General features: G+C 63.6%; 16 protein-coding genes. 7 read left to right on the top strand and 9 right to left on the bottom strand.

The genetic code is table 11. The features are described 5' to 3' along the window. Positions 1-2: 2 nt before the first annotated feature. The gene (lptE, locus tag I2H36_RS19575) at positions 3-533 is read right to left on the bottom strand and encodes an LPS assembly lipoprotein LptE (protein WP_196265576.1); all 531 of its coding nucleotides are present in this window, start codon (positions 531-533) and stop codon (positions 3-5) included. Continuing rightward, positions 520-3,141, bottom strand: coding sequence for a leucine--tRNA ligase (gene leuS, locus I2H36_RS19570; protein WP_196265575.1), 2,622 nt, complete (start codon positions 3,139-3,141; stop codon positions 520-522). Before leuS ends, lptE begins: the two co-directional genes overlap by 14 nt. 125 nt (positions 3,142-3,266) lie before the next feature. Between leuS and I2H36_RS19565 the strand changes: the two genes are divergently transcribed. Beyond that, complete coding sequence (locus I2H36_RS19565) at positions 3,267-3,950, top strand: YggS family pyridoxal phosphate-dependent enzyme (protein ID WP_196265574.1); 684 nt, start codon at positions 3,267-3,269, stop codon at positions 3,948-3,950. A gap of 168 nt (positions 3,951-4,118) precedes the next feature. Here I2H36_RS19565 and I2H36_RS19560 read toward each other — a convergent pair whose 3' ends face one another. Further along, positions 4,119-5,114 carry an aldo/keto reductase gene (locus I2H36_RS19560; protein WP_196265573.1) on the bottom strand — a complete coding sequence of 332 codons (996 nt, stop codon included), beginning with the start codon at positions 5,112-5,114 and terminating at the stop codon, positions 4,119-4,121. Between the two features lie 118 nt (positions 5,115-5,232). Here I2H36_RS19560 and I2H36_RS19555 point away from each other — a divergent pair, with 118 nt between their 5' ends. From I2H36_RS19555 to I2H36_RS19545, 3 genes are all read left to right on the top strand, one after another. Next, positions 5,233-6,168 carry a LysR family transcriptional regulator gene (locus I2H36_RS19555; RefSeq protein WP_196265572.1) on the top strand — a complete coding sequence of 312 codons (936 nt, stop codon included), beginning with the start codon at positions 5,233-5,235 and terminating at the stop codon, positions 6,166-6,168. A gap of 279 nt (positions 6,169-6,447) precedes the next feature. Further along, positions 6,448-7,962: an ABC-F family ATP-binding cassette domain-containing protein gene (locus tag I2H36_RS19550; protein ID WP_196265571.1), complete on the top strand. Its 1,515-nt coding sequence runs from the start codon at positions 6,448-6,450 to the stop codon at positions 7,960-7,962. Between the two features lie 125 nt (positions 7,963-8,087). Next, a complete protein-coding gene (locus I2H36_RS19545; protein ID WP_196265570.1) occupies positions 8,088-8,948 on the top strand; it encodes a GNAT family N-acetyltransferase in 861 nt (286 codons plus the stop codon). Between the two features lie 107 nt (positions 8,949-9,055). Here the strand turns inward: I2H36_RS19545 and I2H36_RS19540 are convergent, their stop codons facing one another. Beyond that, entirely contained in the window at positions 9,056-9,589 is a 534-nt protein-coding gene (locus tag I2H36_RS19540; protein ID WP_196265569.1) for a L,D-transpeptidase family protein, read from the bottom strand. Positions 9,590-9,822: 233 nt separating this feature from the next. On the opposite strand from I2H36_RS19540, the gene I2H36_RS19535 reads away from it, so the two are divergent. From I2H36_RS19535 to I2H36_RS20385, 3 genes are all read left to right on the top strand, one after another. Beyond that, complete coding sequence (locus I2H36_RS19535; RefSeq protein WP_196265568.1) at positions 9,823-10,509, top strand: response regulator transcription factor; 687 nt, start codon at positions 9,823-9,825, stop codon at positions 10,507-10,509. 7 nt (positions 10,510-10,516) lie between these two features. Further along, positions 10,517-11,023, top strand: coding sequence for a cyclic nucleotide-binding domain-containing protein (locus I2H36_RS19530; protein WP_196265567.1), 507 nt, complete (start codon positions 10,517-10,519; stop codon positions 11,021-11,023). A gap of 71 nt (positions 11,024-11,094) precedes the next feature. Continuing rightward, the gene (locus I2H36_RS20385; protein ID WP_281433010.1) at positions 11,095-12,927 is read left to right on the top strand and encodes a cadherin domain-containing protein; all 1,833 of its coding nucleotides are present in this window, start codon (positions 11,095-11,097) and stop codon (positions 12,925-12,927) included. Between the two features lie 59 nt (positions 12,928-12,986). On the opposite strand, the gene I2H36_RS19520 is transcribed toward I2H36_RS20385, so the two are convergent. The 5 genes from I2H36_RS19520 to I2H36_RS19500 all read right to left on the bottom strand — a co-directional run. Beyond that, on the bottom strand, positions 12,987-13,898 hold the full coding sequence (locus I2H36_RS19520; RefSeq protein WP_196265566.1) for a Gfo/Idh/MocA family protein: 912 nt from the start codon (positions 13,896-13,898) through the stop codon (positions 12,987-12,989). A gap of 87 nt (positions 13,899-13,985) precedes the next feature. Next, positions 13,986-15,110, bottom strand: coding sequence for an HWE histidine kinase domain-containing protein (locus I2H36_RS19515; RefSeq protein WP_196265565.1), 1,125 nt, complete (start codon positions 15,108-15,110; stop codon positions 13,986-13,988). A 65-nt stretch (positions 15,111-15,175) separates the two neighbouring features. After that, positions 15,176-15,991, bottom strand: a complete 816-nt coding sequence (xth, locus tag I2H36_RS19510) for an exodeoxyribonuclease III (protein ID WP_196265564.1) — start codon at positions 15,989-15,991, stop codon at positions 15,176-15,178. A gap of 193 nt (positions 15,992-16,184) precedes the next feature. Then, positions 16,185-17,111 (bottom strand): outer-membrane lipoprotein carrier protein LolA, encoded by a 927-nt coding sequence (locus I2H36_RS19505; protein ID WP_196265563.1) that lies wholly within the window; start codon positions 17,109-17,111, stop codon positions 16,185-16,187. 100 nt (positions 17,112-17,211) lie between these two features. Further along, positions 17,212-17,571 (bottom strand): DNA translocase FtsK (locus I2H36_RS19500; protein WP_281433009.1); only part of this gene is annotated, 360 nt, incomplete at its 5' end.

Raw genomic sequence — 17,571 nt, 5'->3', positions numbered from 1 at the left:
GGTCAGGTTCGTGTGGCGAGCACCGCCAACAACCGGGTTCTCACCTGATCGGCCAGATCCTTGGTCAGCCTGATCTCCGCGTCCTTGGCCGCCCGGATATTGGCAAAGCGCTGCGGGAAGCGGTCGAAGCTTGCGCTGGACGTGGCCGTGCCCTGGGTTATCACCGTGGCTCCATCGAGGCTCGTCAGCGTATAGGTCAGTGTTCCGCCGACGATAACGGAGCTTGCCGTGCCGTATTGCGTGTCGACGACCGGGCTTGTCTGCGATTTCGTGAAGGCGAGCCGCAGATTGTAGCGCTTAGGTATAGCCGAGCCCGAGCCGTTCAGCACATAGATCAGCTCGCTGCGCAGGTAATGGCCTGCATTCGCCAGCTGCGGTGGCCATTCCACCTCCGGCACGTCGATGGAAGCAAGCTCCGTCTGGAGCGATTGCCCCGAAGCCGTCGGTCCGTGAAGAGGCCGGAAACAGGCGGACAGGCCGAGAGAGAGGCCCGCCACGACAACAACGCGGGCAATCAGGTTAAGCGACGACATTCACGATCCTCTGGGGAACGACGATGATCTTGCGGGCGGGCTTGCCGTCCATGGCCTTCTGCACGGCCTCGAGCGACAGCACGGCGGCCTCGACTGTAGCCTGATCGGCGTCGCGGGCAACCGTCACGTCGGCACGCTTCTTGCCGTTCACCTGAACCGGCAGGGTGACCGTATCCTCGACCAGGAGCGAGCGATCCACCTGCGGCCAGGGGGCATCGGCCACGAGACCGGACTGGCCCAAGGACTCCCAGCATTCCTCCGCCAGATGCGGCATCATGGGGGCGAGCAGCTGCACGAAGATGCGCCCGGCCTCGGCAAAGGCCGGGCCGACACCCGGCTCGTTGGTGCTTTTCGCCTGATTGGCCAGATCCTGCAGGGAATTGGCGAGCTCGTAGAGATGGGCGACGCAGCGGTTGAAGCGCAGGCGCTCCACATCCTCCTCGACGGCGGCCAGCGCCTTGTGGGCGGCCTTGCGCACGGAGAGCGCAATCGGCCCATCGGCGGCAGCGCCGTTGGCGCCGGCCATCCGGTCCGCGACCTCGCCGATCAGGCGCCACACGCGCTGGATGAAGCGGCCCGCGCCCTGCACGCCTTCCTCGGTCCAGATCACGTCGCGCTCCGGCGGCGAATCGGACAGCATGAACCAGCGGGCGGTGTCGGCCCCGTAGGACGCGATGATCTCGTCCGGATCGACCGTGTTCTTCTTCGACTTCGACATCTTCTCGATCGAGCCGATCTCGATCGGAGCGCCAGTCTCCACATGGAAAGCCTTGCGCACGCCGCTCTCAGTCTCGAAGCGCACATCGGCGGGCAGCACCCAGGCGCCGTTCGAGTCCTTGTAGGTCTCGTGCACCACCATTCCTTGAGTGAACAGGCCGGCGAACGGCTCATCGAGGCCGGCATGGCCCGTCTTCTTCATCGCGCGGGTGAAGAAGCGCGAATAGAGCAGGTGCAGGATCGCGTGCTCGATGCCGCCGATATACTGATCGACCGGCAGCCAGGAATCGACTGTGGTGCGGTCGGTCGGCTGATCGGTCAGGGTCGGGTCCGTAAAGCGCGCGAAGTACCAGGACGAATCCACGAAGGTGTCCATGGTGTCCGTCTCGCGCCGGGCCTTGGCGCCGCATTGCGGACAGCTCACGGTCTTCCAGCTGGCATGACGGTCGAGCGGATTGCCCGGCACGTCGAAGGACACGTCCTCCGGCAGCACCACGGGCAGCTGATCCTTCGGCACCGGCACGACGCCGCAGGTCTCGCAATGGATGACCGGGATTGGGCAGCCCCAATAGCGCTGACGCGAGATGCCCCAGTCGCGCAGGCGGAAATTCACCTTGCGCTCGGCCACCGCGTGGTTGCCGCGGGTCTGGCTTTCCAGGCGGCGGGCGACCTCTTCCTTGGCCTCCGCGATGGTCATGCCATCGAGGAAGCGGGAATTGATCATCCGGCCTTCGCCGTCATAGGCCTCGTCGGTGATGACGAAGGCAGCCGGGTCCTGGTCCGGTGGGCAGACCACCGGCGTGTTGCCCAGGCCGTACTTGTTGACGAAATCCAGGTCGCGCTGGTCATGCGCCGGGCAGCCGAAGATGGCGCCGGTGCCGTATTCCATCAGGATGAAGTTCGCGACGTAAACCGGCAGGGTCCAGTTCGGGTCGAACGGATGCTCCGCCCGGATGCCGGTGTCGAAGCCGAGCTTCTCGGCCTTATCGATGGCTTCCTGAGCCGTGCCGACGCGCTTGCACTCCTCGATGAAGGCGGCGAGCTCCGGGTTCTTATCGGCCGCGGCCTTCGCCAGCGGGTGATCGGGCGCAACCGCCATGAACTTCGCGCCGAACAGCGTGTCCGGGCGCGTGGTGTAGATCTGCAGCTCGGTCTCGCCATTCGGCACGGTCTCAGGCCTGAGCGCAAAGCGCACCAAAAGGCCTTCGGAGCGGCCGATCCAGTTGCGCTGCATCAGGCGCACCTTCTCGGGCCAGCGGTCGAGGGTGTCGAGCCGGTCGTCGAGATCCTGGGCGAAATCGGTGATCTTCAGGAACCACTGGGTCAGCTCGCGCTGCTCCACTAGGGCGCCGGAGCGCCAGCCGCGCCCGTCGATCACCTGCTCGTTGGCGAGCACGGTGTGGTCGACCGGATCCCAGTTCACCTTGGCGGTCTTGCGATCAACGAGGCCGGCCTCCAGGAAGTCCAGGAACATGCGCTGCTGGTGCTTGTAGTAGCTCGGATCGCAGGTGGCGATCTCACGGCTCCAGTCGATGGCCAAGCCCATGCTCTGCAACTGAGCGCGCATCGTGGCGATGTTGGCATAGGTCCATTCCTTCGGGTGGACCTTGTTCTGCATGGCAGCGTTCTCAGCCGGCATACCGAAAGCGTCCCAGCCCATGGGATGGAGCACGTTGAAGCCGCGGGCCCGCTTGTAGCGGGCCACCACGTCGCCCATGGTGTAGTTGCGCACGTGGCCCATATGAATGCGCCCCGACGGATACGGGAACATCTCAAGCACGTAGTATTTCGGACGCGGGTCGTCGTTGTTGGTCTTGAACAGGTCGCGGTCGTTCCAGACCTTCCGCCATTTCAGCTCGGCTTCCTTGGCGTTGTAGCGCTCGGGCCTCATTTTTCTCAAGTATCCGTCGTTTAGAGATTCAAGCGGCTTGCGCCGCCACGTTGCGGCGGACTAGGACACAGCTCTCCCGCGCGGTCAACGGTTTCGCGTGCGCGAGATGATCTCGAGAGGGTCCCATGAGCGAGAACGACGCCGTCGACGGCCTGAGGCAGGTGCAGGAGAGCATCCGGCGCGCGGCGTCCGACTATGGGCGGGACCCGTCCTCCATCACCCTGGTAGCGGTCTCAAAGACCTTTCCGGCCGAGGAGATCGAGCCGGTGCTCGCCGCGGGCCAGCGGATCTTCGGCGAGAACTACGTGCAGGAGGCCAAGGCCAAGTGGCCAGCGCTTCGGGAGCGCTACGAGGGCGTGGAACTGCACATGATCGGCCCGCTCCAGTCCAATAAGGCCAAGGAGGCGGTTGAGCTCTTCGACGTGATCCACACTCTCGACCGGCCGTCGCTCGCGGAGGCGCTCGCCAAGGAGATTGCCAAGCAGGGGAAGACACCGCGCCTGCTCGTTCAGGTGAACACCGGCGAGGAGCCGCAGAAGGGCGGGGTCATCCCCACCGAGGTCGATGCATTCCTCGAGGCCTGCCGCACGAAATATGGTCTAACGATCGATGGTCTCATGTGCATCCCGCCGGCGGAGGACCCGCCGTCACCCCATTTCGCGCTGCTCAACACCATCGGCCAACGGCATGGTTTGAAGGTACTCTCCATGGGCATGAGCGCGGACTTCGACGCAGCCATCCAGCTCGGCGCGACCCATGTGCGTGTGGGCAGCGCGATTTTCGGGGCGAGACCAAGATTAGCTCAGTAAGGCGGCTGGTCGGCGCCTCCAGATCGCGTTCGGGCTCTGCCCTCTACGTCATGGCCGTCCCCGGACTTGATCCGGGGATCAGTCCCGGCCATCCCGATCCTGTGAAGCACGACGCCTTTCGCATCGAGATCACCGGCACAAGGCCGGTGATGACGTGAAGGGAACGGGCTAAACCCGCTCGCTGTCCAGCATCGCCATTTGGGCGGCGGGGTAGCGCTCGCCGGCGGCCGCTCCCTTGGGAACGACGCGCTCGATGGACGCGAGGTCCTCGCCCGTCAGCGTCACGTCGAGCGCGCCAAGCGCCTCGGTGAGCCGGTCGCGGCGGCGGGCGCCGACGAGCGGAACGATGTCGTCGCCCTGCGCTGCGACCCAGGCGATGGCGATCTGCGCGACGCTGACGCCCTTCTGCTCCGCCAATCCCTTGAGAGCCTCGACCAGCGCGAGGTTCTTTTCCACATTGCCCTCCTGGAAGCGCGGGCTGTGGCTGCGGAAATCGCCGGGGCCGGTGGCCTTGCCCTGCCAGTGGCCGCTGATCAGGCCGCGGGAGAGGACCCCGTAGGCCGTGACGCCGATGCCGAGGTCACGGCAGGTGGGCAGGATGCTGTCCTCAATCCCCCGTGAGATCAGGGAATACTCGATCTGCAGGTCGCAGATCGGATGCACGGCGGCGGCGCGGCGGATGGTGTCGGGGCCGACCTCCGAGAGGCCGATATGGCGCACATAGCCAGCCTTCACCATGTCACTGATCGCCCCGATGGTGTCCTCGATCGGCACGTTCGGATCGAGCCGGGCCGGGCGATAGATGTCGATATGGTCGACCCTCAGGCGCTGCAGGGTATAGGCCAGGAAGCTTTTGACCGCCTGAGGCCGGGCATCGTAGCCGAGCCAGGCGCCGCTTGGCTCACGCATGGCGCCGAACTTCACGCTGATGAGCGCCTGATCGCGGCTGCGGCCCTGAAGCGCTTCGCCGATCAGCATCTCGTTATGGCCCATGCCGTAGAAATCGCCCGTGTCCAGCAGGGTGATGCCGGCCTCCAGGGCCGCATGGATGGTCGCGATGCTCTCCTGCCTATCGGCCGGTCCGTACATGCCGGACATGCCCATGCAGCCGAGGCCGAGGGCTGAGACCGTGGGGCCGGTTTGTCCGAGACGGTGCTGTTGCATGGTGTGATCTCCTCAAATGTCGGGCCAGCTCTGAGGGCTGGCATGAACGGATCATGCCCGCTTCCCATTCGTGCGATAATCCGCGATAACAGGAACAGGCTGTTTGGATTTCCGAACAATGAGCGATGTAGACTTGGCGGATCTCGATGCCTTCGCAGCGGTGGCCCGAGCCCGCTCCTTCCGCAGCGTGGCGCGCTTGCGCGGGGTCTCGGCCTCGTCTCTGAGCGAGGCGCTGCGTCGTCTAGAGGCGCGGCTCGGGGTGCGCCTGCTCAACCGCACCACCCGCAGCGTCACGCCCACAGAGGCAGGCCAGCGGCTGCTGGAGCGCCTCGCGCCGGCGCTGGGCGAGGTGTCCGCCGCGCTCGAAGCGGTGAACGATTTTCGCGACTCTCCGACCGGGACCTTGCGCCTCAACGTTCCGACCGCCGTGGCGCGCTTGGTGCTTCCAGCGATCATAGGCCCGTTCCTCGCCACTCATCCCGGCATCAGCCTGGAGGTGGCGACCGACGATACCTTCGTCGACGTGCTGGCAGCGGGCTTCGATGCGGGAATTCGCTACGACGAGCGGCTGGAGAAGGACATGATCGCCGTGCCCATCGGCCCGAGGGTGCAGCGCTTCATCGTCGCCGCCTCACCGGCCTATCTCGCCGCGCATGGGCGGCCCGGGCACCCGAAGGACCTGCTGAACCATGCCTGCATCCGCCACCGCTTCGCCAGCGGCGTGATGCACCCTTGGGAGTTTGAGCGCGACGGCGAGGTCGTGAAGATCAGTCCCACGCCGCGGATGATCGCCAACAACATCGACCTGGAGATCGCCGCAGCCCTGCAGGGTCTCGGGCTCATCGCCACCTTCGCGGGATTTCTGGACAGCGAATTGAAGTGCGGCGCCCTGGAGCCGGTGCTGGAGGATTGGATGCAGCCTTTCTCAGGACCGTTCCTCTATTATCCGAGCCGCCGTCACATGCCTGCACCCCTGCGCGCCTTCGTCGATTTCATCAAGCGTCGGACAGCGCCTGGCGCCGGCGGCGTTGCATCCGTGGCCCTTTCCGGTTAAGGTTGCAAAATCGATCCACGTTCGAACCAGGGAGGGCTGCATGATTGAAGCGATGCATCAACGCACGTTCGGCCCTGGGCACGCCCTGCAGCCACTTGTTGCAGGGCCGGCCATCGAACTGATCTGACGGTTTTTGACAACCGCTTCATCTCATTCTGGTCAGCTCTGAACGGCTTTCCGCGCCAAGGCTCCGCAAGGATCAGGCGCGTCTGACACGTTCACGATTTTTCGCGCTCCTTGAGGCCAAGGCCTGAGCGCGCTGCACCAGAGATTCACTCCATGTCGTCCCTAAGCCTTCGCAATGTCAGCGTCGTTGCCCACACGCCTCTGTTCCAGAACCTGAACCTCGTCATCGGCGAAGGCGACCGCCTCGGTCTCGTGGCGGCGAACGGCGCCGGCAAGTCCACCCTGCTGAAATGCCTTGCCGGCCTCATCGAGCCGACGCATGGCGATATCGTCCGCTCACGAGGTTTGCGCGTCGCGCTCGTGGAGCAGGATGTCCCATCCGGTCTGCTCGACCTGTCCTTCCACGATGTCCTGCATCGGGCGCTCCCGGCAGATGAGCGCGTCGCCCAAGAATGGCGCGTCGACATGGTGCTCGACGAATTCGACACGCCGGCCGAACTGCGCCGCTTGCCGATGCGGGCCCTCAGCGGCGGCTGGCAGCGCCTTGCCCTGATCGCACGCGCCTGGATCACCGAGCCGGACATCCTGCTGCTGGATGAGCCCACAAACCATCTCGACCTCGAAAAGCTGTTCAAGCTGGAGGCATGGATCAACACTGCGGGCTATACCGCGCCCATCGTGGTGGCCAGCCACGACCGCGACTTTCTCGATGCCTGCACGAGCAAGACATTGTTCTTGAGGCCGGAGGAATCCATCACGTTTGCGCATCCCTATCGACGCGCCCGCGATCTGCTAGAGGCGCATGATGCGTCGGCCCAGGCGCAGCGCGAAAAGACCCTGCGCGAGGTCAAGCGCCTGCGCCAGAGCGCGCAGGAACTGCGCAATGTGGGCATCAACAGCGGCAGCGATGCCGCGCAGATCAAGTCGGCGCAGATCAAGCGCCGGGCTGACGCCTTGGAGCAAACCGCACGCTCTCTGCACAGGGAACGGCCGGGCGAGATCCGGCTCGGCAATCGCGGCACCCATGCGCGCGTGCTCGTGGCGTTGGAGAACGTGACGGTCGAGGTGCCGGGTGGACGCAGGCTTTTCACGGTCCCCAAGCTCGAGGTGGCGCAGGGTGACCGGATCGTGGTGCTCGGCCGCAACGGCGCGGGCAAGTCGCAGCTGGTGCAATTGCTGAACCGGGCAATGCAGGCCCCCGACGTACCGCCCGGAATTCGGGTCAGCCCGAGCCTCGCTCTCGGCTACGTGGATCAGGACATGCGCCAGCTGCCCGAGAAGGCAACGGCGCACGATTTCATCCTGTCGCGCTTTCGGCTGGGCGATCAGCGCAGCCGCGCGGTTCTGGCGGAAGCGGGCTTTTCCATCGAGCGACAGGGGTTGCCGATCTCCAAGCTGTCGCCGGGCCAGAAGGCGCGGCTCGGTCTCTTGGCGCTGCGCCTCTCCGAGCCGAACTTCTACCTCATGGACGAGCCCACCAACCATGTGGACATTCCGGGCCGCGAGCAGCTGGAGGCCGAGATCCTCGACGCGGAGGCCACCTGCATCGTGGTCTCCCACGACCGCAGCTTCGTGACCGCCATCGGCACCCGCTTTCTGCTCATCGACAAGGGAAGGCTGCGGGAGATCGACGATCCGGAGACGTTTTATGAGACCATGCAGGTTTGAGCCGTTCGTTCCAATCCACGAAGAAGCGCTCCGGTAACCTCTCCGCTGATCTGGAACTTTGTCTCAAGTCCGGAAGACGGTATTCTGTATCGAAGCCGCTCTCGTCCCCGTACGCAAGGTGATGGATGAATCCGCTCGAATTCCGTTCGGACTATGCACATTCCAGTGAGGGATTGGCTGAACTGACACGGCTCATATACGACGTGTTTGAAGTCGATGTTTCGGTGCTGGATAGATTAGGCCATGACCCGAGTGTCGTCGCGTTCGGGTGGTGGTCCGATAATGAGCTCGTCGCTAACGTCAGCCTTTATAAGCGGTCGTTATGGCTCTTGGGAGAACAGGTAACAGCCTTTGGCGTTCAATCCGTCGCGGTTCGGCCAGAGTGGCGCGGGAAAGGTCTGTTTCGTGATTTAATGGGGCGAGCCCTCAATTATGCCGATGCTCGGGTAGACCTCATTATTCTCGCAACCGACACGCCAAGTCTCTACAAGCCATTTGGCTTTCGTCAGCTCAAAGAAACCACATTTAGTGCAAGATTGACACAAAGGCAGGCTTTGCCAAATTACCGCGTGTTATCCTTGGATGAGGACAAGGATGTCGCGCTTCTACGGGATATCTTTTCCCGTAGAGCTCCAGCTTCGCTGGTGGCGTCGGCGTGCGACCACTCAGCCTTGTTTATGTTGAAGGCTGCCAGAACGTCCGAAATGGAACTGCTCTACCTTTTGGACCTTGATGCGGTCGTCGCGGTGGTAGGGCGAGACGGGCCATCAATCACTCTGCTCGACATCGTTGCCGAGTCGATACCGTCGCTAGACGAAATCGTTTCGGCATTGGGCTACACTGGTGAGGAGGTCAACGTACACCTAACGCCAGACCGTCTGTCTTGGGTACCTGACAAGCAAATCCCGGTCGATAATGGGTATATGGTTCGTGGCTCCTTCGCCCCCGAGGCGCGAGCCTTTATGCTTTCCAACATGCGGGTCTAACGTAACGTTCGCGAAGGCACCATTCGGCAGGAGCAGAAAAGGCGTGGTTTCCTAGACCTGATTGTGAAAGCGTACTCTCCGATCAGTTCGGTTTAGACATGTGGCGCTCAGCCGACGATCTCGATGCGCGTGTTCGGCCCGATCCGCTCCAGAAGCCGCCGGATCACGCGGGGCTCCACGGCCACGCAGCCCTCCGTGGGCAGGAAGCCCGGGCGGGCGAGGTGGAGGAAGATGGCGCTGCCCCGGCCCTTCACGACAGGGCGGCGGTTCCAGGCGATGTCGAGCACCACGTCGTAGAGGTGGTCGTCCCGCCACATCTTTTCGTGGCTCGTCGGGCAGGGCAGGGGGACGAGGCGGTTGTAACGCCGGTCCCGCACGTCGTCGGACCAGCCGTCGCCGGGGCGGATCGGCCTCAAAGGCAGGCCGGTCCGGGGGCGGGGGCCGTGATCGGCCCGGTAGAAGGCCTGCAGGATCTTGAACCGCCCCACGGGCGAGGCGCCGTCGCCCTCGCGCTTGGCATGGCTCGTGCCGGAGCGTCCCAAGGCGCAGGGAATCACGAGGTTGCCCGCCTGCAGGCGCCCGCGCCGGTGGTCCAGCGGGGAGCGGAAAACACGGATAACATTGACGCGAGAGTGTTTCATCGGCAGTGGAAGGCCCTCGGACGCCCCTTGTTGTCAAGCTGGGAATGACTACTCTTATGCGTCGAGCATGATCCAGAGGCTCAAGGTTCGCACGGCCGTAAAAGCCAGATTGCGATTTTCGATCCGGATCTTGAGCGGCGCAAGGGGCGAACGAACCGGCTCGAGGCTTGAGGGTTCTTTGCTTTTAAAGGCCGCTCCAGCCACCATGCAGTTCATCGTGTGAAGGGTTTCAGATGTCGAATGCCAGCCGCCTCCTCGTCGTCGATGACGATCAGGATCTGCGCGACACCCTGGCCGAACAACTCGGATTCCATGACGAGTTCCAGGTCACCGTTGCCGAGACGGCCAATAGCGCCATCGAAGCCGTGAAGGGCGACCGCATCGATCTTGCCATCATGGATGTGGGCCTGCCCGACATGGATGGCCGCGAGGCCGTCAAGGTCATGCGCCAGAACGGCTTCCGCAGCCCGATCATCATGCTCACCGCCCAAGGGTCGGAAAGCGATACCGTCATGGGCTTGGAGGCGGGCGCCAACGATTATGTGGTCAAGCCCTTCAAGTTCGCCGTGCTGCTCGCCCGCATCCGCGCGCAGCTGCGCCAGTATGAGGCGAGTGAGGATGCGGTGTTCCAGATCGGGCCCTACATCTTCCGTCCCGGCTCCAAGATGCTCACCACCGAGAAGGGCTCCAAGCTCAAGCTGACGGAGAAGGAAACGGCGATCCTGCGCTATCTCTACCGCGCCGGTCAGGCCGTGGTCGGGCGCGACACCCTGCTCACCGAGGTGTGGGGCTACAATTCCAACGTCACGACTCACACGCTGGAAACGCACATCTATCGCCTCCGCCAGAAGATCGAGACCGATCCGTCGAACGCCAGCATCCTGGTGACGGAACCGGGCGGCTACAAGCTGATCCCGTAACAAGCTCATGGCGCTCGAAGACGACATCGCAATTTTAAGCCAGGCTCCGCTGTTCAACCTGCTGGAGAAGGACGCCCTGCGGCTCGTGGCCTTCGCGTCGGAGACCCGCAGTTACCGCGAAGGCGATGTGCTGTTCAAGAAGGGCGACCGGTCCGACGGCGGCTATGTGGTGACCCGCGGGGCCATCGCGCTCGATGCTGCCGAGGACGGCTCGCCGGCCGCCTTCGTAGCCGGCCCCGGCGCGCTGGTCGGGCAGGCCGCCCTATTCGCCCGCATCGAGCGCCGTGCGACGGCCACGGCCCAGGAGCCCTCCGCCATCATCCGCGTGACGCCCAGCCTCATGCGCCGGGTGCTGGAAGAGTTTCCGGACGCCGCCGCGGCCATCCACGATGCCATGGCCGAGGAGCTGACCCGCCTCACGGAAGGCCTGGAGCGCGTGCGCCAGCAGCTTCTCGCCATCGACGGCGGGGACACCTCGGCTGCGTTGCCAGGGGAGCCAGGCAAGGACATCTAGCCGTTCTGCAAGCAGGCCTTGCTGTTCCTGAGCTATGCGATAAACATTATATCGTGTCTCAGGAGATGACGATGTCTTTGGCTTCGGGAATTTCGGCTTTCGATGTCGCTGCCGAGGATGGCAGCTTGGTCAGACAGCTCGACGGCAGCTATCTGCTCCTGTGGATATCAGGCCAATCCCTGATGGGACAGGCTTTCGAAGGAGACGGTTCGCTACGAGGACAGCCGTTCGAAGCCTACAGCGGAGCCGTGGAGCTGAGCGACATCAGTGCCGTTGTTCTCGGGGACAGCACGGTAAGCATGAATATGCTCACTTGGTCGGAAGGCGGATCCATCAAGATGTTGCTCCTTGGGCCGGATCACACTCCAGCCTTTCCTGCCCGAACGATTGAAACGGATTTCCTGAGTGCGAAGACGGATCCCAAGGTAAGTATCCTGGACAATGGCGATCTTGCCATTCTGTACCGGGGCATCAGACAGGCGGACGGCCTGCCCTGGTATGGCCTGCATATTCTGTCCGGCGAGGGCGAACCGCAGGATTTGCTCGTCTCTCCGGTTGACGGTGATCATGCAGTGGCCGTGCTGACCAATGCCGAGACTGTGGTCATCTATGCCAATCCTGTCGGTGGTCTCCATGTCGAGAGCGATTTGGGCACCACTTTCATCGACCGCTTTGCTGGCAACGCGGTGGACGCTCACCCGTCTGTTACCGCTCTTGCAGCCGGACGATTCATCGTGACGTGGCAAGATGACCTCTCCGCGACCAATTCAACCGACGTCGTGCGGGCCCAGCTGTTCGACGCTGTGCACACGGCATCAGGCGGCGTGATCACCTTCACCAAGCCGGCCGGCGCAATCGTCCATACGACGGTCGCGCAACTAGCCGATGGCAGCTTCGCCCTGGCCCTCACCATGGACCAGAACGGCGACAAGAATATCTATGTGATGACCTCCTCGGCCAACGGGACGGCCGTTACGGACCCGATCCTCGTCGGACCCTCGCCAGCCGGCGATCAAACGGATCCCAGCATCATTCCCCTAGACGGCAGTACATTCGTCATCGGCTGGAGCCACGCGGGGGGGCAGAGCACTCAATATGTAACTGAAATCTTCGGTGGGGCGCAGCCGCCGCCCGCGAATACAGCCCCCACCAATGTCCGTCTCACGTCGGATACCGGGACCACGGCCAGCATTGCCGAGGACAAGGCGGCCGGCACCCCTGTCGCTATCGTCACAGCCGACGACAATGGTCCCGCAGGCGAGCTGCGTTACTCCATGACGGACAATGCCGCCTTCGCGATCGATGCCGTGACCGGGGCCATCATAATCAAGGCCGGTGCCAAGCTCGATTACGAGACGACGAAAACCTACGCCCTGCAGGTCACCGTGAAGGATCTGAACGGCGCCGGCCTATCCGCCAACCGGACGATCACGATCAACGTGACCGATGTCATCGACCTGGTGAACGGCACGAGAGGGAAAGACGTTCTGACCGGCGGCTCCGGTGCCGACAGACTGAACGGCTCATATGGCAATGATGTGCTGACGGGCGGTGCCGGCACAGACTTTTTCGTCTTTGACAGCAGACTCGGTTCATCCAAGACCGACCGCAAGGTGAATTTCGACAAGGTCGCTGACTTTTCAGTCAAGGATGACACGATCTGGCTCGACAACACGATCTTCAAGAAACTCGGCAAGGGCACGCAAGCCAGCCCCGGCAAGCTGAACAAGGGCTTCTTCGTTGTTGGTGAAAAGGCCAAGGATAAGAACGACTACCTTGTCTATAACAAGAAGACGGGCGTTCTCTCCTATGACGCCGACGGCGCCGGCAAGGGGCAGGCGGTGGAATTCGCTGAGTTCAGCAAGAAGCCTGGTTTGCAAAGCACCGACTTCTTCATCATCTGAAACCTCGCAGCCCGTTCAGGCCCTATCACGGCTCCGGCATCGCCGTGATGGGGCGTTGCTCACTCTTTTCGATGCGATCCCAGAATCTCTTCGATGAGCGAAACAACCTGGGCTGCTTCTTCGAAGGTCGCCAGCCGGTGGGGGCGGCCGTCCAGAAGCAGGGCAAGCTCGGCGATCTGCCCGGCATCGGCCCGAACGGGCGCGATATCGCCGCTCTCATGGGTCAGGCGGTACCACTCGCTCATGACGGCCGAGCTGCGGGAGCCCTTCACCTCGAAGCGGTTGAACTCTTCCTGATTGCCGTCCACGGCGGCGTCGATGGTCATGGTCACGGACGCAAACCGGAGCACGGCATGGACCCGTGTTTCCGTGCCCAGAGGTCCACGCTCGACACGGCATTCCGCCAAGTGCCCCGGGCCGAACAGGCGCAGGGCCAGAAAGGCGAAATGGGAGACGACCTCCCGGGTGAAGCCGCCCTGCTCGGGGCCGGCGAGCCACGATGCGGCGCCCTGCTGCCATTCCCTGGGCCATTGCCGGAAGCGCAGCGTCAGATGGGCCGACAGGTTTTCTCCGAGAGCCCCGGTGCCGACCAGTTCCTTGAGGCGCACAGCCGCGGGAGCGGTTGCGAAGGGAAAGTTGACGGCGGCCGGAATGCCCGCCCGCGTGACCGCATCGACACAGGCCCAGGCCGCATTCGGCGAGGCTGCGAGCGGCTTCTCGCAGAGAAGCGCCTTGCCGGCGTCTGCCACCGTCCTGACGATCTCCTCATGCGTGAGCGGAGGCGTCGCCACATAGACGCAGCGGACGGACGGGTTGCCGACGAGATCCGCGACGCTGCGGGCCAGCGGGATCGTCGTCTCAGCTACCGCGGGATCGTAGGCAGCAACGATGTCGAAGGCGTGATTTGCCCTGATGCTTTCCGCGAGGCGCCGGCCCATCGTGCCGAGGCCGACAATTCCAATGCCGTACATGATCAAAAATCCGCCAATGAAGCGGAGAGGGTTAGCCGCACTGCCGGGTGACGGCAAGGCTTTCGGCTGAGTCCATGACGAGATCGGTCATGCAGGCTCAGTGAGCGGGATCTGGATCGTGCAGGTCACGCCGGTCGGGTTGAAGTTGATCTCGACGGATCCGCCGAGCTCCTGCGCCAGACCGCGCTGGATCAACCGGGTGCCGAAGCCGCGCTCGGACGGCGGGCTGACGGCAGGACCATCGTGCTCGCTCCAGCGGAAGGCGAGGTTCCGGCCGTCTCCGGCACGGTTCCACCGGATGGCAATCCATCCGGCCGGTTCCGACAGCGCTCCGTATTTCAGCGCATTCGTCAAAAGCTCGTGGACTGCCATGGACAGAGGCAGCACCTGATGCGGGGGGAGTCGGATCGGCGGACCGGACAGGCGGAAACGCTGCAGATCGACCCCCTCGAAGGGGAGGATCGCCTTCTGAATGATCGTTTCCAGCTCGGCACTCTCCCATCGTTCCTGGGTCAGGACGTCGTGAACGCGCGCAAGCGCCATGAGCCGGCTCTCCATCCTCTCGTGAGCATGGTCCAGGGACTGAGCGTTCCTGAGTGACTGGAACGCGATGGACTGCACGGTCGCCAGGGTATTCTTCACCCGGTGATTCAGCTCATTGATCAGCAGGGTCTGATGGGTGATTGCCTTCCTCTGATCGGCGAGCGTCTCATCGAGTTCGAGCTGCGAGCCGATGAGTTCGGCAAAGAGCTGTAAGGTCTTGAGGGTTTTTGGGTCGGAGAGCCTAGCCGGCTTGGGGTCGAGGGCACAGATGGTGCCAAAGACCTCACCCGAGCGCAGGATGATCGGCACCGCGATGTAGCTCTCGAAGCCGTACATCTTCGGCGTCCCGTGGGTGCAATAAACTGCGTCCGTGCTGGCCTGATCGATGACGATGGGGGTGCTTGAAGCGCGGATCTCCGAGCAGAAGGTGGTGGCGACCTCCAGCGTCCCGCCGACGGGCAGGCCGAAGCCGATCCGGTCGAGCACGGCGCAGGCCGTCCATGAGGTCTCGGTGACGCGAGCGACCGCTCCGAAACCGAGGCCCGTGCTGTCCAAAACAAGTTCCAGAATCGACGAGACGGCATTGATGCGGCTGATCGCTTCGACAGCCGCGCTGTCGTCCTGGACTGCGCCCGGTTCATCGCGAGCGGCGGCATTCCCTTGTGTCATGGGAGGACCATAACAGAGTTTTCCCACGAGGAAACAGCCGAGGAATGCTCTTCGGTAGCTGGGGCCTACAGCTCCAGCACCGCCGTCACGGGCGCATGATCCGAGGGACGCTCCCAGCCGCGGGTGTCGCGGGTGACGTCGATCGTGCGGAGCGTCTCCTTCAGGCCCTTCGACAGCCAGATGTGATCGAGTCTTCGGCCCTTGTCGGCGGCGGCCCAGTCGGACGAGCGGTAGCTCCACCAGGAATAGATCTTTTCGGGCTCGGGGCGTAAGACCCGCATGGCGTCGATCCACTCCGCCTCTTGGCGCAGCTCCTCGAGCATTTCAGTCTCCACCGGCGTATGGCTCACCACGTCGAGAAGCTGCTTGTGGCTCCACACATCGTGCTCCAGGGGCGCCACGTTGAGGTCGCCGACGAGGATTGCCGGCCCCGCCGTGGGCTTGGCCTTGCTGCCCCATGAGCGCATCTCGGCCATGAAGTCGAGCTTGTGCTTGAATTTCTCGTTGATGTCGGGATCCGGGATGTCGCCGCCGGCCGGGACGTAGAAGTTATGGATGGTCAGACCCGCCGCGGCCTTGGCTTCCCGGCTCAAGGTGACGGTGATGTGGCGGGCATCCGGGCGGCCGCACATTTCCATCACGCTGGTCTCGGCGAACGGATAGCGGGACAGGATGGCGACGCCGTTATAGCCCTTCTGGCCCATATGGACCACGAAGGGATAGCCGAAGGCCTGCAGGTCCTTCAGGGGCAGCTTGTCGTTCGGGCATTTGGTTTCCTGCAGGCACAGGATGTCGGGGCGACGTTCCTTCAAGAAGCGGCCCACCTGATCGATGCGCAGGCGAACGGAATTGATGTTCCAGGTCGAGACGGTCAGTTGCACGGATGAGGCCCCTTGGAAGACCCTTTCCGGCTACGACAGATTTCGCCTGGAGGGAAGGGCACCCCGTGTTATCTCCGGCGGTCCGCAGGATCGGGAAGGGGATCCATAGCGCTGAGCGCGTGGTTAGATTCCCTTCCCCTCCGCTACGCTCCGGCCGGGAATGACACCGGGTCTCAGAAATTCCAGCCGTTGATCACTGGCTGTTGCCGGCGCCGATAACGGCTTCGTACTGGATCTTGAACAGGTCCTGGTCGATCCGGCGGCCGCGCTCGACCTTGTCGAGCACCACCATGGTCTGGAAGCCTTGGGCGTCGATGATGCGCCACTGGTTCAGGCTCTCCACCTGGGGGTCGAAATAGAGCGTAATCCGGGAGGTGCCGCCGAGCGTCGAGGAATCCTCCAGGTTGATCCGCACCGCATTGCCGTCATTGGTGATGCCGGTGATCTTGATGTCCTGCCCGAGATTGACCCGTTCGCGCAGGAGGAATTTCAGCGGCGTCTGCGAGATGGAATAGAGGTCTTGGGTGGCGAGCTTGCGGTCGCGCACCGCCACCGAGCGACCGTCGGCCACCACCTGCAGGGTGGCCGGAGGATCATATTCGAAGCGCACCTTGCCGGGCCGCTGGAGATAGAGCGTGCCGCCCTGCCGGCGTCCGTCGCCGCCGACCTGCGTGAAATCCGCCACCATGGTGCTGAGATTCGTGAAAAAGGCATTGGCCCGCTCCACCACCACGCTGTTGGGCAGCGGCTGGTTGAGGGCCACAGTAATCGCCGAGGCGGTCACGATGGGCTTAGGGGTAATTGCGATGGGCTCAGGGATGGCCTCAGGCTCTTCGATGACCGGTCGGCTCGGCGGCAGGGGCGCTGTCGCTGCGAGCATCTGCTCGGCATTGGCAGGCCTGGGAATCACCGCCCGGGCCGGCTGAGACGAATTCTGCGGGACTCCCGCGTTCCGGAAGGAGGCGGTCGGTAGGGGGGCAGTCGTGCGGCTGAAGCCGTGGGCGGCCGGTCGTGCGGGCGGAAGGATCATCTCGATCGGCAGCACCTGCCCCATGGCCGGCAGGATGCCCGCGCAGGCGGACAAGGCCGTAACCAAAGCGACGAGGGGGATGGGACGCATCCAAAGAATCTCCTGACCGGAACCATCATGACGGCTGCTTGGCCATTGCGCATAGCTCAACAATGACGCAGGGCCGCTGCCAAGGTTCCGGTGCCGGAGCTTAATCGTCTCCTGCCCCATGAGATTCAAGCAGAATCTCTCGTTTTCCGGCGTGGTTGGCTGGGCCGACGATGCCCTCCTGTTCCATCCTCTCCATGAGCGAGGCGGCGCGGTTGTAGCCGATCTGCAGCCGGCGCTGGATGTAGGAGGTCGAGGCCTTCTTGTCCCGCAGCACCACCGCCACCGCCTGGTCGTACAGATCGCCGCTGGGCGCCCCGAACTCGCCCTGGTCGAACACCGCCGTGTCCGCGCCGGGGCCGCTGCCCTCGTCCTCGTCGGCCGTCACCGCCTCGAGATATTGCGGCCGGCCCTGGCGCTTGAGGTGCGCCACCACCTTCTCCACCTCCTCGTCCGAGCAGAA

The organism is Microvirga terrestris, assembly GCF_015694425.1.
Taxonomy (GTDB): Bacteria; Pseudomonadota; Alphaproteobacteria; order Rhizobiales; family Beijerinckiaceae; genus Microvirga; species Microvirga terrestris.
This window is presented reverse-complemented; position numbering and strand designations above follow the sequence as displayed.